Annotated in this window: 16 protein-coding genes; 9 read left to right on the plus strand and 7 right to left on the minus strand. The window is 60.7% G+C overall.

Translation table 11 applies throughout. The features are described 5' to 3' along the window. Positions 1 to 173: 173 nt before the first annotated feature. A complete protein-coding gene (locus H6866_07685) occupies positions 174 to 698 on the minus strand; it encodes a hypothetical protein (protein ID USO07297.1) in 525 nt (174 codons plus the stop codon). A gap of 87 nt (positions 699 to 785) precedes the next feature. After that, positions 786 to 1,658: a branched-chain amino acid aminotransferase gene (locus H6866_07690; protein USO07298.1), complete on the minus strand. Its 873-nt coding sequence runs from the start codon at positions 1,656 to 1,658 to the stop codon at positions 786 to 788. Between the two features lie 83 nt (positions 1,659 to 1,741). Here H6866_07690 and H6866_07695 point away from each other — a divergent pair, with 83 nt between their 5' ends. The 3 genes from H6866_07695 to H6866_07705 are packed head-to-tail and all read left to right on the plus strand — an operon-like array spanning position 1,742 to position 4,259. Beyond that, complete coding sequence (locus H6866_07695) at positions 1,742 to 2,473, plus strand: response regulator transcription factor (GenBank protein ID USO07299.1); 732 nt, start codon at positions 1,742 to 1,744, stop codon at positions 2,471 to 2,473. Further along, complete coding sequence (locus tag H6866_07700; GenBank protein ID USO07300.1) at positions 2,470 to 3,804, plus strand: ATP-binding protein; 1,335 nt, start codon at positions 2,470 to 2,472, stop codon at positions 3,802 to 3,804. Before H6866_07695 ends, H6866_07700 begins: the two co-directional genes overlap by 4 nt. Then, the gene (locus H6866_07705; protein USO07301.1) at positions 3,801 to 4,259 is read left to right on the plus strand and encodes a GNAT family N-acetyltransferase; all 459 of its coding nucleotides are present in this window, start codon (positions 3,801 to 3,803) and stop codon (positions 4,257 to 4,259) included. The genes H6866_07700 and H6866_07705 overlap by 4 nt, the downstream gene beginning before the upstream one ends. Here H6866_07705 and H6866_07710 read toward each other — a convergent pair. Continuing rightward, a complete protein-coding gene (locus tag H6866_07710; GenBank protein ID USO07302.1) occupies positions 4,256 to 4,597 on the minus strand; it encodes a tRNA-binding protein in 342 nt (113 codons plus the stop codon). The genes H6866_07705 and H6866_07710 overlap by 4 nt on opposite strands. Continuing rightward, the gene (locus H6866_07715) at positions 4,594 to 5,109 is read right to left on the minus strand and encodes a phasin family protein (GenBank protein USO07303.1); all 516 of its coding nucleotides are present in this window, start codon (positions 5,107 to 5,109) and stop codon (positions 4,594 to 4,596) included. The genes H6866_07710 and H6866_07715 overlap by 4 nt, the downstream gene beginning before the upstream one ends. Before the next feature lie 226 nt (positions 5,110 to 5,335). Between H6866_07715 and H6866_07720 the strand changes: the two genes are divergently transcribed. Beyond that, positions 5,336 to 7,909 (plus strand): PAS domain S-box protein, encoded by a 2,574-nt coding sequence (locus H6866_07720; protein USO07304.1) that lies wholly within the window; start codon positions 5,336 to 5,338, stop codon positions 7,907 to 7,909. On the opposite strand, the gene H6866_07725 is transcribed toward H6866_07720, so the two are convergent. Beyond that, entirely contained in the window at positions 7,910 to 8,458 is a 549-nt protein-coding gene (locus H6866_07725; GenBank protein USO07305.1) for a RecX family transcriptional regulator, read from the minus strand. Between the two features lie 32 nt (positions 8,459 to 8,490). Between H6866_07725 and H6866_07730 the strand changes: the two genes are divergently transcribed. From H6866_07730 to H6866_07740, 3 genes are read left to right on the plus strand one after another with little or no spacing between them, the layout of a single operon-like run. Continuing rightward, on the plus strand, positions 8,491 to 9,321 hold the full coding sequence (locus H6866_07730; protein ID USO07306.1) for an ABC transporter permease: 831 nt from the start codon (positions 8,491 to 8,493) through the stop codon (positions 9,319 to 9,321). Further along, entirely contained in the window at positions 9,318 to 10,352 is a 1,035-nt protein-coding gene (locus tag H6866_07735) for an Hsp33 family molecular chaperone HslO (GenBank protein USO07307.1), read from the plus strand. The genes H6866_07730 and H6866_07735 overlap by 4 nt, the downstream gene beginning before the upstream one ends. 39 nt (positions 10,353 to 10,391) lie before the next feature. Beyond that, positions 10,392 to 11,075 carry a hypothetical protein gene (locus H6866_07740; GenBank protein USO07308.1) on the plus strand — a complete coding sequence of 228 codons (684 nt, stop codon included), beginning with the start codon at positions 10,392 to 10,394 and terminating at the stop codon, positions 11,073 to 11,075. A gap of 120 nt (positions 11,076 to 11,195) precedes the next feature. Here H6866_07740 and H6866_07745 read toward each other — a convergent pair whose 3' ends face one another. Continuing rightward, positions 11,196 to 12,113: an OmpA family protein gene (locus H6866_07745; GenBank protein ID USO07309.1), complete on the minus strand. Its 918-nt coding sequence runs from the start codon at positions 12,111 to 12,113 to the stop codon at positions 11,196 to 11,198. A 61-nt stretch (positions 12,114 to 12,174) separates the two neighbouring features. Beyond that, positions 12,175 to 12,393 carry a hypothetical protein gene (locus tag H6866_07750; GenBank protein ID USO07310.1) on the minus strand — a complete coding sequence of 73 codons (219 nt, stop codon included), beginning with the start codon at positions 12,391 to 12,393 and terminating at the stop codon, positions 12,175 to 12,177. Between H6866_07750 and H6866_07755 the strand changes: the two genes are divergently transcribed. Continuing rightward, complete coding sequence (locus tag H6866_07755) at positions 12,392 to 12,871, plus strand: DJ-1/PfpI family protein (GenBank protein USO07311.1); 480 nt, start codon at positions 12,392 to 12,394, stop codon at positions 12,869 to 12,871. The two genes, H6866_07750 and H6866_07755, sit on opposite strands and share 2 nt — an antisense overlap. A 20-nt stretch (positions 12,872 to 12,891) precedes the next feature. Continuing rightward, a protein-coding gene (prfB, locus tag H6866_07760; GenBank protein ID USO07312.1) for a peptide chain release factor 2 occupies positions 12,892 to 14,011 on the plus strand; the annotation gives its coding sequence in 2 pieces (ribosomal slippage) (positions 12,892 to 12,960 and positions 12,962 to 14,011; 1,119 coding nt in all). Positions 14,012 to 14,105: the final 94 nt, after the last annotated feature.

The following is a 14,105-nucleotide window of genomic DNA, read 5'->3' on the forward strand; positions in this document are numbered from 1 at the left end:
GACGTGCTTTCATTTTTTTATTTCAATGGCATAGCGCGCTATACGGCGGCAAGGCCGCCGCGCGGAGCTTATGCGAGCGAAGCCAAGCGGCGTGTGAGCGACCAGAAACGGCGGCAAGGCCGCCGCGCGAGCTTATGCGAGCGAAGCCAAGCGGCGTGTGTGAGCGATTAGACCTAATGCCGCACGGCGGCGATCAGCGCCGATTTCCCGGCAAGATCCGAAAACAGGCGCGAAAGCATATCTGGCGAAAAATACGTCCCGCGCTCGATCGCCTGAATGATCTCGTCGACGCGGTCTTCGCCCAGCGCCTTGCGGGCGATGCCGATTTCATAGCCGTTGAACCCTTGCGCGTTGGCGATCACGGCGCCGTTCTGGTGCTCGCCTCTTGTGACATAGGTGCCGACCAGAAGCTCCGATCCCTTGAGGTTGCGGCTGCGCGCATCCTCATCCCCGGCGGGTAGAGAAAGTGAGTAAGTGAAATACGACCCGGTCTTGAGGTCGAGAAGGATAGGCCCCGGAAACACATGGTCGCGACCGATCGTAATGGCGGACAAAGGTCGCGCGACCCCTGCCATGTCGGCGCGGGATTCGATACGCAGGGCGGCTTCGTCGGCGATGCGCTCCATGCGCGACTCAAGCCAGGCCGGATCGGCGTAAATGTCGCGGACTTTTTCACACAAAAGCGCTGCATTGGTCATGGAAACCCTCTCCCGTCAAAAGATGATAGAGAGAATCCTAGCGAATAAGGTTTAAAGACCCCTGAAAACTATCCGGTATTTTATCGATCAGGCGTAAACGGCTTCTTCGTATGATTTATGTAGCTGCCGGGTCACTGGACCCACCGTGAATTGGTGGGAATCGATGCGCCCGACTGGTGTGATTTCAGCGGCGGTGCCGGTCAAAAACACCTCGTCCGCGGCCCACAGATCGTCAAGCGTGATGCGCGTTTCTTCAACCCTGATCCCGGCATCTCTGGCAATCTGCATCACTGTCTGGCGCGTGATGCCGTTAAGAAAGCAATCCGGCACCGGGGTTTTAAGAACGCCGTCCTTGACGATGAACAGGTTGGCGCCGGAGGATTCGGCGACCAGTCCGCGCCAGTCGAGCATCAACGCGTCGTTGAACCCGGCGGCCTCGGCCTCATGCCGTGCCAGCGTGCCGATCATGTACAGGCCCGCCGCCTTCGATTCCGTCGGCGCGGTGTTGTGGGCGGGTTTGGCCCATTTCGATTGGTGCAGGGACACGCCTTTTTCCAGCAGCTCCGGCGAATAATATTTACCCCATTTCCAGCACGCGATGGCGACATGAACGCGGGTGCCGGTGCCGGCGATGCCCATCATCTCGGCCCCGCGCCACGCTGCCGGACGCAGATAGGCGTCGGTCATGCCGTTGCTGGCCAGCACGTCGCGGCAGGCCCGGTCCAGCGTTGCGACGTCGAAAGGGATATCCATATCCAGTATCTGGGCCGAACGGTGCAGGCGCTGGTTGTGCTCGGTCAGTTTGAAGGGCTTGCCGTTATAGGCGCGGATTCCCTCGAACACGCACGACCCGTAATGCAGGGCGTGGGTCAGGAAATGGATCTTGGCCTCCTTCCACGGCACCATCTGGCCGTCGACCCAGATAAAGCCGTCGCGTTGATCGAAAGGAATGACAGTCATGGCAAACACCTCTTTGTTTCGCCCGATGATCGGGGCTAATATCCATTGCCTGACAGGGAAACAAACACAAGAGGCATTGCAGCATGGGCGCTCTGGCAAAAGCGCATATCCTGGTGGTCGACGACGACGACCGCATCCGCCATCTTCTGGCCCGCTATCTGGGACAGCAGGGGTATCGGGTGTCGGCCGCCGCGGATGCCGCTGCGGCGCGTAGCTTGCTGGGAATGCTACGCTTCGACCTTGCCATCCTCGACGTCATGATGCCGGGTGAAAGCGGCCTCGATCTTGCCCGCCACATCCGCAAGACCCGCGAATTGCCGGTCTTGATGCTTACAGCCATGGGCGAAACCGGCGACCGCATCGCGGGGCTTGAGGCCGGGGCCGACGATTACCTGCCCAAACCGTTTGAACCGCGCGAATTGCTGTTGCGCATCGCCGCGATCATGCGCCGCGCCGCGCCGCCCGAAAAGCCGCCTGCCTCTGCGCGTCTGGCGGTGGGACCGTGGGTTTTCGATGCAGGCGCGCGCTGCCTGTACGATGCCGACGGTCAGGCGGTGGCGCTGACCAATAACGAGGTCGCGCTTCTGGCCGTTCTGGCTGAAAAACCTGGCCTACCGGTGCGGCGCGAGGCACTGGCCGCCTCGCTGGGATTAAGCGGCAACGACCGCACCATCGACGTACAGGTGACGCGCCTGCGCCGCAAGCTGGGGGATGACCCGAAACTGCCGATGATGGTCCAGACCGTGCGCGGGCAGGGGTATCTGCTGCGCGCCCGGCCAGAAACCGAAACCGCGGCGGAAGGGGGCGCGGCATGAGACGCATCCGCCGTCTGCGCGACGTGATGCCGCGCGGCCTGTTCGGCCGCACGGTGCTGATCATCCTGCTCCCGGTTTTGATCGCGCAGGCGCTTTCGACCTATATCTTTTTTGACCGGCACTGGACGCGCATGACCGAGCGTCTGGCCTATGCCGTGGCAGGCGAGATCGCGGCGGTCAGCGACCAGATCGAGGGCAGCCCCCGCGACCACGGCACGATCGAAATCCTCAAGGGCCTGATGGCAAAACACCTTGACGAACTGGTGACCTTCGCGCGTGGGGAAAAAGACCCGAACCTTTTGACCGACGCGGGCACGGGGCCGGGGCTGGGCGACACGTTGGCCCGCGCGCTGGCGGCGCAGGTGCGCAGGCCGTTTTCGGTCGATGTCGATATGGATCATAAAAACATCGACGTGGTGGTGCAGCTGAAGGATGGGCTGCTGCACGTTTCGATGCCGCAACGGCGCATGTACGACTCGTCGGGTTACATTTTCGTGCTCTGGCTCAATGGTCTGGCGCTGATCTTTTTCATGATTGCGATCGTCTTCATGCGTAACCAGATCCGCCCGATCCGCAGGCTTGCGATCGCCGCCGAACGTTTCGGCAAGGGCGCGCACGTCCAGTCCTTCCGCCCCTCCGGCGCGCGCGAGGTACGCCGCGCGACCGAGGCGTTTTTCAGCATGAAGGACCGCATCACCCGCGCGGTCCAGCAGCGCACGGCGATGCTGGCCGGGGTCAGCCACGATTTGCGCACGCCATTGACGCGCATGAAACTGCAACTGGAAATGATGCCGCCTTCGCCCGACAGCGATGCGCTGCGCGCCGATATTCAGGATATGGAGGCGATGGTCGAAGGCTATCTTGCCTTTATGCGCGGCGAGGGGGACGAGGACGCGCGCCCCGCCGATTTGGTGCCGCTGCTTGAACGCATCTGCGCCAACGCCAGGCGTCAGGGATTCGCCGCGACGCTTGACGCGCCGCAGGTTCTCACTCTTGAAATCCGTGCGGGTGCCCTTGAACGCGCGCTTGCCAACATCGTCGATAACGCGCGTAAATACGCCCATGCGGCACATATGACCCTTGGCGCAGACGAGGATTCGGGCTGGGTCCGGCTTGTCATCGACGACGATGGCCCCGGCATTCCGCCCGAACGCTATGACGATGTCTTCAAGCCGTTTTACCGCATCGAATCTTCGCGTAGCCAAAAAACCGGCGGCCTCGGCCTTGGCATGGCGATCGCGCAGGACATCATCCTCGGCCATGGCGGCCGCATCCAGCTTGACCGCGCGCCCACGGGCGGCCTGCGCGTCATCATCCATCTGCCGTTATGAGTATGACGATCGAACCATATATCGACGCGGATTACCCGGAAGTCTGGGCGCTGCACCTGAAAACCATCGCGGAAAACGACGGGTTTGCCAAAAACCTGTCTTTCCATTCCGACTTCCAGAACATCCCAAAGATCTATGACGCCTTTTTCGTTTTGCGCGTGGACGACGTACTGGCGGGCATGGTCGCGTTCAAACCGGATGGTGAAATCAAACGCCTTCAGGTCGCAAGCGCCTGTCAGGGCCGGGGATATGGCCACATGTTGATGGAGCGTGTGATAGACCACGCGAAAGCCCGTGGTATGAAACGCGTGCATCTGGATGTATCCGCGCCCAACCGTGCCGCCTTTGCGTTGTATCTGAAAATGGGATTTGTCATTACGCGCACGGACCGTATCGAATACGGACCCGACCACGAAGCCTTCGACATGACATTCATGGAACTGGCGATTTCCTAATATAAACGTCCGCCATTCGGCACGGGCTTTGAAGGCTGGACCAAAACCACGAACCCGTTTTCGTCAGGAAAGCCCAGAATCAAAATTTCCGAAAGAAATGGGCCGATCTGCCGCGGCGGGAAATTGACGACCGCCGCGACCTGCCGCCCGACAAGCGTTTCCGGCGTGTAATTCTGCGTAACCTGGACCGAGCTCTTTTTGATCCCGATTTCAGGCCCGAAATCGACCCAAACCTTGAAGGCGGGTTTGCGTGCCTCCGGAAAAGGCTGGACGTCCGTGACGGTGCCGACACGAACGTCCAGTTTAAGAAAATCGTCGATTGTCGCCTGCGCGCTCATGCCTTGCGGCGTGCGGCCTTGGCGGGCTTTTTCGGCTTGGCCGTGCTGGCGCGCGGGGCTTCGTCCGTGGCGTCGGCGGCGCTGGTGTCGCGATCGAACGCCGATTTGAATTCGGCCAGCGTCGCGGAAACGCGGCGGTTAATGATCTCGGCCGCTTCCTCGCCCGATTTGGCGATGATATCCGAAACTTCGCGCGCGTTGCGGATGGTGTTCTCATAGGATTTACGCATCATGTCGGCATGGCGTTGGACCTTTTGTTCCGGCGTGCCTTCGGCCATCAGGGCGCTTGCGAGGGTGGAATTGTCCTGCACCATCCGGCCCATCATTTCGGCCTGACGCGAAAGCGCGTGTTGCACCCCCTCCATGCCAAGCTGGATGGCGTCGGTCATCGCCTGCACGTTTTTGCGTTGCGTTTCCATGAGTTGCTTGAGGTCGAACGCAGGCGCGGCGCTCAAACCCTGTTTGGGCATCATTTGTTTGATCATCGACGGATCGAAAAAGGAACGGACCATGAAAGGCCTCCGGGTAAAAATTGCTGCACGACACAAAGAATGGCCAAAGCCAATCACAAAAGGTTAACGCCAGCAAGGAAATAGTTAACATGTATGCCGGACAAGCGTGGTTTTCTTAGGTTTTCCTTAACCGACTTCTGGCACAGTGGGCACATAAAAAGATTTAAAAAAGGCCGGTTTACGCCGGCCTTTCAGAGTCGGATCGATGCTTGGGATCAGAAAACGCATGAAAGGCAAAGCCGGCGCCAGCCCGGCCAGTGCCCGCGCCAAAGGGGCGCCTGCGCGCGCGCTGCCACTGCCTCGGCGCGGCCGCAGCAGTCTGACCCAGCTTCTGATCTTCCTCAACGGACTGATCCTGACCATCACCGCCTTTATCACGCTGACGGTCTTTATCGCGCAGATGCGCGCGGACGATGTCCGCGCCACGACCGGCCAGATCCGCCAGACGGTGGAATCCGGTTTTACCGCGATGCAAGCCGCGCTTGATGCCGCGATCCAGGCAAACGATCTGGCGGGCAATACCGCGAGGGCAGATCTTGAACCCCTGATCCCGAACAGCGACTTATTTTCCGCGATCGCGATCTATGCCCGTGACAAGAGCGGCGGTTGGACCATGCACCGGGTGTATGGTGACATGGATGTGCCGCCGTCCCAGACGATGCTGGAGCGCGCCGGTCCGAAAATGCCGCTGCAGGCCTATGGCGATGAAAGCGAACGCACGCTTGACCCGTCCGTCAAAATCGACGGGCTGGGTAGCCGCCCGTTGATCGTATTGCGCGCCGTGATCAATGCCGACAAATCCGTGCGCGTCGTCGCCGGTGTCACCCAGTTGGGTGCTGCGCTTGAGCGCACGGCGATGCTTTCCGACGAATCGATCCGTCGCCTGATCGTCCGTGACGGCAATACCGGTGTGCGCCTTCTTCAACTCGATCGACGCAATCAAACCGACCCGGAACAGGAAAAAACCTTCATTCCGCTGCACGTCAGCGTCGAAAGTTGGACCGAAAAACTGGGCGCCACCAATTTCGACGTTGCGATCGAATTGCGCGAAAACACCCGCATGGCCTTTATCAGCCATGTGCCGTTCCTGTTGCTGCTCTTCGGTCTGACGTTGACCATGATCGGCACGTTGTATGTGCGTAACAACCATCGCCAGTCGCTGCGTCTGGGCGCGATGAACCACGCCTTGACCACCAAGAACCTGGAACTCAAGAACCAGATCGATGAATCAAGCCGCCTATACGAAACCCTGCAAAGGTCCGAGCGTGAATACCGCGCGGTGATCGACGCCGTATCCGACATTATTTTTGAAACCGACGGTGCGGGCAATCTGCTGTTCGTCAACGCGACCTGGGAAAAGGTCACTGGATTCGCGATCGCGCATTCGTTGGGTCGCGATTTATTCGACTTGATCCACCCCGCGGATCAGGAAGGCCAGCGCCGCGGCTTCCTCAACCTCGTGCGCAAGCAGGGGGCCGAGGCGCGCGGCATCACCCGCCTTCAGACGGCGGATGGAAAATACCGCGCGGTCGAACTGGCGTTTTCAATGGTCCGCACCGACAATATGCGTATGACCCGCGTCGTCGGCACCATCACGGATGTCGAGGAACGTCGCCGCGCCGAACGCGCCCTGGCCGAAACGGAAAAGAAATACCGCACCATCGTCGAAAACGCGGCGGGCGGCATTTATCAGATCGCGGCGGATGGGCGCATCCTGTCGGCCAACCCGGCGCTGGCACGCATTCTAGGCTATGCTTCGCCGACAGATATGATCCGTGCGGTCGATGATTTCGGGGGACTTTACGCTGATCCGCGCGCGCGCCTGCGCTATGAACAGGATCTTGAGAATTACGGCGTCATCCGCAATTGCGAATCCACGATCCGTCGCGCCGACGGCGAGGTGATCTGGATCTCGGAAAACGCGCGCATCGTGCGCGACGACGAGGGCAAGACCCTGTATTACGAGGGAGCTATCGAAGACATCACCCAGCGAAAGACCGCCGAAAAAGGCTTGCATCAGGCCAAGCTGCAATCCGACCTTGCCAACCGTGCGAAGTCCGAATTCCTTGCCAACATGAGCCACGAACTGCGCACGCCGCTCAATGCGATCATCGGTTTTTCTGAGATCATTCACAATCAGGCGATGGGCGAGATCCAGAATCCGGCCTACGTCGATTACGCAGGCGATATCAACGATTCCGGCCGCCGTCTGCTATCCATCATCAACGACATTCTGGACATTTCGCGCATCGAGGCGGGCGAGCGCAACCTGAACGAAACCCTGTTCCGCGTCGAGGCGACGGCCGCGACCTGCATCAGTCTGCTGGGCGCCAAGGCCGAGGCCGCGCGCGTCACGATCATAAACAATCTGAAGGACGACATGCCGAAAGTGATCGGCGAGGAACTGGCCTTCAAGCAGATGTTCATGAACCTGCTTTCCAACGCGATCAAGTTCACGCCGCCCGAAGGCCGTGTGACGCTGGATTGGGACTGGGCGGGGCCGCAGGGCGATCTGCGCGTGTCGATCACCGATACCGGAATCGGCATGGACGAAAAGGAAATCGAAACCGCCCTTTCGCCGTTCGGTCAGGTGGAAAGCGCCTTCTCGCGCAGCAATTCCGGCACCGGTCTGGGCCTGACGCTGGTCAACGCGCTGATCGAGATGCACGAAGGGAAGTTCGAGCTTCTCAGCCGCAAGGGCGTCGGCACCACGGCGACATTGGTCATCCCCGCCCGCCGTGTCGCGCAGGCGACGGTCGCGCAAAGCCCCGCTGCCGCCGCTGCGGCGCAGGACAAATAATCAGAAATCATCCGGCGTATCTTCAAGTCCGCCTGCCAGCACGTTTTTGCAGACGTCATAGGAAAACCCGGCCCGCGCCATGGCGGCCAGATCTTTTTGCGGGTCGCGCGCCCGCGTTGCATAGGGGCCAAGGCGCTTGCGCCGCGCGTAAAGATGTGCGGCCGCAATTTCGTCGTGTCCTTCGGGCGGGGGCGGCGCCTCCACGCCCTTTTGTCGCAGCTTCATGACGACGCTGCGTTCGGGCAATCCGCGGCGGCGATAGCTGGCGGCCAGCGCCGCGGCGTATTGCGCATCGTTTAAAAATCCCGCGCGTTCCATCTCCGCGACCAGTGTGCCGCGCAAAAAGGCGCGCATCGCCTCCACGTCCTGACCGTGATGGGCGCGCGCCGACCGGTCGATCTTGCGGCCCATCACGGTCAGGAAATGGGTGACCGATGCCGGATGTCGTTGCAGGTAATACAACGCCGCGTTCCGCAGATAGGTTTCGGAAAGCTTGCGCGGGGTTTTGCGGCGTTTGACCCGATCGGTTTTTGGCTTATCTTGGTCCATCGAAAAACGATTTTAGCCTTGGAAACGCGCATATGCCACCCACGCCTGCCGCCGCTCCCGCTCCTGCCACGCCACTGGACCCTATGATCGTTCGTGGCGTCAACTGGATCGGCCTGTACACGATGACGATGAAGGAGGTGCGCCGTTTCGCCAAGGTCTACTGGCAGACCGTGATCGCTCCTGTCATCAACACCGCCCTGTATTACGTGGTATTTTCCGTTGCCTTCGGGACGCAGAACAGGGGAGTGGTGGAAGGCGAACCATATTTGACCTTCCTTTTGCCCGGCCTGCTGATGATGGGCATGGCGCAGAACGCGTTCGCCAATACATCGTCCTCGTTGATGATCGCCAAGGTTCAGGGGTCGATCGTCGACGTGCTGATGCCGCCGTTATCGGCGGGTGAGCTGCTGACGGGCTATGTCGCGGGCGGGGTATTGCGCGGGATATGCGTGGGTCTGGCAAGCGTGCTGGTGATGGTGCCTTTCGCGCATTTGCCGCTGGCGAATCCGATTCTGATCGTGGTCTATGGCCTGCTGGGGTCCGTGTTCATGGCGCTTTTGGGCGTACTGGCCGGCATCTGGGCCGAGAAATTCGACCACATGGCCGCGGTGACCAATTTCGTCATCATGCCGCTGACCATGCTTTCGGGGACATTTTATTCGGCCACGCGTCTTGCGCATGGCTGGATGGCGCTTGCCCATGCCAATCCGTTTTTTTACATGATCGACGGTTTCCGCGCCGGTTTCATCGGCCATGCCGATATGCCGCTGGGCATCGGGATGGTGATGCTTTCCGCCCTGTGCGTGGCGTTGTGGCTTGTGGCCTATCTTTTGCTGAAATCGGGCTATAAGATCCGCGCATGACCCGCATCGCCAACGACAACGCCGACAATGCCGTCCCGCGTACGCCGGATGACGACGTGGTCCAGCCGTTTCAGCTTGAGGTTTCTGGACTGCGCGGACGTGTCGTGCGTCTTGGTCCCGCGCTCAACCGTATTCTCGCGGCACACGAATATCCGCGCTCTGTCGCGCATCTTCTGGCTGAAACCGTGGCGACCTCGCTGCTTTTGTCCAGCATGTTGAAATACGAAGGCGTGTTCACCCTGCAAACATCGGCCGAAGGGCCGGTACGCACGATGGTCGCCGACGTCACCACCGCGGGTGCGATGCGCGGTTATGCCTCTTATTCCGCCGACCTGATTGGCGCGATGGAGGCGGCGGCGCAAAAACCGGAAAACGGCCCCTATGAAGGATTCGACCTGCACCACATGACGGGCAAGGGTTATCTGGCCTTCACCGTCGATCAGGGCGCGTTCACCGAACGTTATCAGGGCATCGTTTCGTTAAGCGGCCAAAGCATCAGCGACGCCGTGCGCCATTATTTCGACCAGTCGGAACAGATCGGCACATCGCTTAAGGTTGTGGCCGGGTTCGATCCCGGCTTCGGCTGGCGCGCGGGCGCGATCATGATCCAGCGCATGCCCGATCCCTCGCTCGGCCACCGCGACCGGTTCAATCCCGATGAATCCGTGCTGCCTTTTCGCCCCGAGGAAGCGCAAGACAGGGACGAGGACTGGAACCGCGCGGTCACGCTGATGCAATCGGTGACGCCGGACGAATTGCTGACTCCCGATCTACATTCGCACGACGTGCTGCTGCGCCTGTTTCACGAGGAAGGCGTGCGCATATTCACGCCCCAGACGGTCCAGCCGCAATGCCGCTGCTCGGAAGACCGGGTGCGCAACGTGCTGGCGACCCTGCCGCCTGATGACCGCGATCACGCGGCGGCCAACGGCGTGATCGAGATGACTTGCGAGTTTTGTTGCCGCACCTACCGCTTCCGCGCCGACGATCTGACATGTGTGGCAGTTGACGAGGGGCCGAAAACGCATTGAAATGGCCTCAAATCAACGCCACTTCGTCCAGAGGCCATCATGTCCCGTAAAACCATCCTGATGTTGGCGACCAGCGTGCTGGTCGCGGCCTGCGCGGCCCCCGCCGAAAAAGGCTCGCCGATCAATCTGAACTTTACCGACATGAAGCCGCTTGAACTTAATGTCGGCGCGGTACAGGTGACCAGCAAGGCGGGTCCGACGGAACTTCATAACGTCAATCCCGGCGCCGCGCTGGATCGTTACGCCCGCCGCCGCCTTGACGCCGTGGGCGGCGAGGGGACGCTGAACTTCACGATCAATCAGGCATCGCTGACCTCCATGCAAAGCCCGACAAGTGCGGGTTGGACCGATGGGTTCGGCTTCGGCGCGCCCACCGAATACACGATGACGATGCGCGTCGCCCTCGACCTGACCGGGCGTCCGACGCGGCCGGATATGAAGGCCGCCTTCACCTTGGAGCGTAAAAAGACGCTTCCCGCCAGCGTGTCGTTGGATCAACGGGATGCCGACCTCAACCGCTTGAGCGAATCTATGGCCAGGGATATGGACAAGGCGATTGAGCGCACCCTCGACAAGGACATGAAAATCGTCGTTCGCCCTGGCGCCATCACTTTCGGCACCCCCGCGCCGCTGGAAAGCGGGGGCGCTGTGACCCTTCCGTCGCCCGCCGTTATGGCGCCAGCCAAGGCCAAACCGGTGACCATCACCGGGACGATGAACTGATTTCAAGAAGGCGGTATCAGGAAATTTTGGACCACCGCGGCAGGCTTGGGGTCCATTAAAACGGAAGGAATAAAAAAGGCCGCCCGGTTGGGGCGGCCTTCGTATTGCATAAGCGATCCCTTACTGGAAGGTGATGACCGCGCGGCGGTTCGCCGGTTCGCGCACGCCATCGGCCGTCTGGACCAGCAGGTCGTGTTCGCCGCGGCTGGCAACCGAGATCATGTTGGCCGAAACGCCGTGGGCGATCAGGTATTTCTTGACCGCGTTGGCGCGGCGCATGGCCAGCGCGTCGTTATAGGCGTTGGAGCCCGACGTGTCGGTGTTGCCGACGACGTGGACTTGCTGGACGCCGCGGTTGTTGATTTCCTTGACGACCGCATCGAGGACCGAGGCGCCGCCCTGACCGATGGCCGAGCTGTCCCAGTCGAAGAACACGAGGTACATGGCGTCTTTAAGGGCCATCGGCTCGCCGGTGCCATCCATCATGCCGACCGGGGCCGGAACGCCGGTATCGGCGGGGGCCGGTGCGGCGGCGGGAAGCGCGGCTTCGACTTCCTGCATCGCGGCCATGAACTCATCCTTGCAGTTCAGGTTGCCGTGTTTGCCGGTGTCGTTGACCGAAGCCTCGTCCTGTTCGATCCAGCAGTCGTAACGAGCCTGCGCGATCGCGGTCTTGCCCGGAATGATATCGCGGGCACCGCGGTCATAGGCCGAAACCAGACGCGCACGGGCATCGGAAAGGGCCGGAATTTGCGATGCCTGCAGGTTCCAGTCATTGACCGGCTCCGGCATCACGTTTTCGCCCGAGGCCGAAGCCAGGCCCTTGCGCGAGAAGTGCAGCGCATCGGCATAGTCTTTCATCGTCCCAAGCAGGTAATTCGAGAACGCGCGGTATTCAGCGGTCAGCTGCTGGGTAAAGGGCGAACCGGAAGCCTGCGCCTTGTTCAGCGCCTTGTTTTCACTGTAGCCCTGGGCCATCGAGCAGGCGCTGAGGGTGAGAACCGCGGCCAGAAGGCCAATGCGGCGGATAGAGGACATGGGTTCGACTCCTTGGGTTTGACGAAAAAAGTTATGGGTATCTATAGAGGCATCCAGCCCCTCATGCAACGAAAAATATAAGCGGCTTCAAGGCTCTGCGCATCACCATGACGCAAAAAGCGCGTTTTATGGCGGCTTGCTGCCGTGCAAGGTCGGGTCGTGCCGGAAAATAAGGTGTCGGCGTGTGGTTTTTTAACGTATTTTCCTTGACAGGATGGCCACGAGTCCGCTTTGTATCGCCCGCAAGTTTATCCAACCAATTCAACGTAGAAGGTGTCATGAACCCCACCCCCCAAATTGCCCTGCTGGCGGCATCCGGCGTCAGCGAACACGAAATGACCGCGATCCAGCGCGCCCTGGCCGCCGCCAAACTGCGCGCCCATGTCGTCAGCCCGGAAAACGGTCTGATCCATTCCTGGGGGGATGGTACCTGGGGGCATTGCTACCCTGCCGATGCGAAACTCGAAACCTCGCTTGGTTCGGACTATGACATGCTGATCCTGCCGGGTGGCGAGCGCCACGTGCAAAAACTTCTGAAAAACCCGCATACCCGTCGCTTCGTTTCGGCTTTCTTCACCACGGGTAAGCCGCTTGCGGTGTTCGCCGAAGGGGCGGAGATATTGAAGACGAACGAGCTTTCGGGCGACAACGCGCTGATCCTGTCCTACGAAGACGCGGATGCGTTGATGGCCGCTGCGGATCAGATGATCGCCCATATCGCGGCGAATGCCCCCGCCGCAATGGCCCAGGCGGCCTGATTTAGCAAGGACGGAGCGGGATGAAAGCGGAAACCATAGCAGCCGTGGACGCGATCAAGGCGTCGCTCGACCTGCTGAGGAGGCATCTTTGACTGGGATGTCGCGCTTTCACGCCTCTCGGAACTGAACGCCCTCGCCGAGGACCCCAATCTCTGGAACGACGCCGGAAAGGCGCAGGGCATTATGCGCGAGCGCACGACCCTGCAAACCTGCGTCGATGGTGTGCGCGGCATTGAAAACCGCCTGAACGACGCGGTGGGTTTGATCGAAATGGGCGAGGCCGAGGGCGATTCCGGCATCGTCGCCGAATCCGAACGCGCGATCGAGGCGTTGAAGGAAGAAGCCGCCAAACGCGAACTCGAAAGCCTGCTTTCCGGCGAGGCCGACGCCAACGACGCCTATCTCGAGGTCAACGCCGGCGCCGGCGGAACCGAGGCGCAGGACTGGGCCTCGATGCTTTTGCGCATGTACACGCGCTGGGCCGAACAGCATGGATACAAGGTCGCGCTGCTCGATCAAAGCGACGGCGAGGAGGCGGGGATCAAATCCGCCACCATCGAAATCACCGGGCCCAACGCCTATGGCTGGCTCAAATCCGAAAACGGCGTCCATCGTCTGGTGCGTATTTCGCCCTTCGATTCCAATGCCCGCCGCCATACGTCCTTCGCCAGCATCGGCGTGTCGCCGGTGATCGACGATACGATCAATGTCGAGATTCTCGACAAGGACCTCAAGGTCGATACCTACCGTGCCTCCGGCGCGGGCGGCCAGCACGTCAACCGGACGGATTCCGCGATCCGCATCACCCACATTCCGACCGGCATCATCGTCGCCTGTCAGGCCGACCGTTCCCAGCACAAGAACCGCGCGACGGCGATGGGCATGCTGCGCGCGCGCATTTACGAACGCGAATTGCAGGCGCGCGAAGACGCCAAGGCCGCCGCCCACGGCGAAAAGACCGATATCGGCTGGGGCCACCAGATCCGCTCCTACGTGCTGGCGCCCTATCAACTGGTCAAGGACCTGCGCACCGAGGTCGAAACCAACCAGTCCGATGCTGTTCTCAACGGCGATCTCGACATGTTCCTCGAAGCCTCGCTCGCCGCGCGGGTTGGCGGCGGCAAGGACGCGAACGCATAACCTCTTTTTTTACGATTTTTTGCATTGTGCATGTCCGTGCAAAGCCTCTTTGCACTATGCATGCCGTGCAAAGCCTCTTGGCGACATAAGATCA

The sequence above is a fragment of the Rhodospirillales bacterium genome (genome assembly GCA_023898805.1).
In the GTDB taxonomy this organism is placed as follows: domain Bacteria; phylum Pseudomonadota; class Alphaproteobacteria; order Micavibrionales; family UBA1664; genus UBA6145.

Coding starts and splice junctions, on each gene's coding strand:
- H6866_07700 (USO07300.1), top strand. CDS start 2,470: ATGAGACGCATCCGCCGTCTGCGCGACGTGATGCCGCGCGGCCTGTTC.
- H6866_07685 (USO07297.1), bottom strand. CDS start 698: ATGACCAATGCAGCGCTTTTGTGTGAAAAAGTCCGCGACATTTACGCC.
- H6866_07740 (USO07308.1), top strand. CDS start 10,392: ATGTCCCGTAAAACCATCCTGATGTTGGCGACCAGCGTGCTGGTCGCG.
- H6866_07710 (USO07302.1), bottom strand. CDS start 4,597: ATGAGCGCGCAGGCGACAATCGACGATTTTCTTAAACTGGACGTTCGT.
- H6866_07735 (USO07307.1), top strand. CDS start 9,318: ATGACCCGCATCGCCAACGACAACGCCGACAATGCCGTCCCGCGTACG.
- H6866_07725 (USO07305.1), bottom strand. CDS start 8,458: ATGGACCAAGATAAGCCAAAAACCGATCGGGTCAAACGCCGCAAAACC.
- H6866_07695 (USO07299.1), top strand. CDS start 1,742: ATGGGCGCTCTGGCAAAAGCGCATATCCTGGTGGTCGACGACGACGAC.
- H6866_07715 (USO07303.1), bottom strand. CDS start 5,109: ATGGTCCGTTCCTTTTTCGATCCGTCGATGATCAAACAAATGATGCCC.
- H6866_07755 (USO07311.1), top strand. CDS start 12,392: ATGAACCCCACCCCCCAAATTGCCCTGCTGGCGGCATCCGGCGTCAGC.
- H6866_07690 (USO07298.1), bottom strand. CDS start 1,658: ATGACTGTCATTCCTTTCGATCAACGCGACGGCTTTATCTGGGTCGAC.
- H6866_07745 (USO07309.1), bottom strand. CDS start 12,113: ATGTCCTCTATCCGCCGCATTGGCCTTCTGGCCGCGGTTCTCACCCTC.
- H6866_07750 (USO07310.1), bottom strand. CDS start 12,393: ATGACACCTTCTACGTTGAATTGGTTGGATAAACTTGCGGGCGATACA.
- H6866_07730 (USO07306.1), top strand. CDS start 8,491: ATGCCACCCACGCCTGCCGCCGCTCCCGCTCCTGCCACGCCACTGGAC.
- H6866_07705 (USO07301.1), top strand. CDS start 3,801: ATGAGTATGACGATCGAACCATATATCGACGCGGATTACCCGGAAGTC.
- H6866_07720 (USO07304.1), top strand. CDS start 5,336: ATGAAAGGCAAAGCCGGCGCCAGCCCGGCCAGTGCCCGCGCCAAAGGG.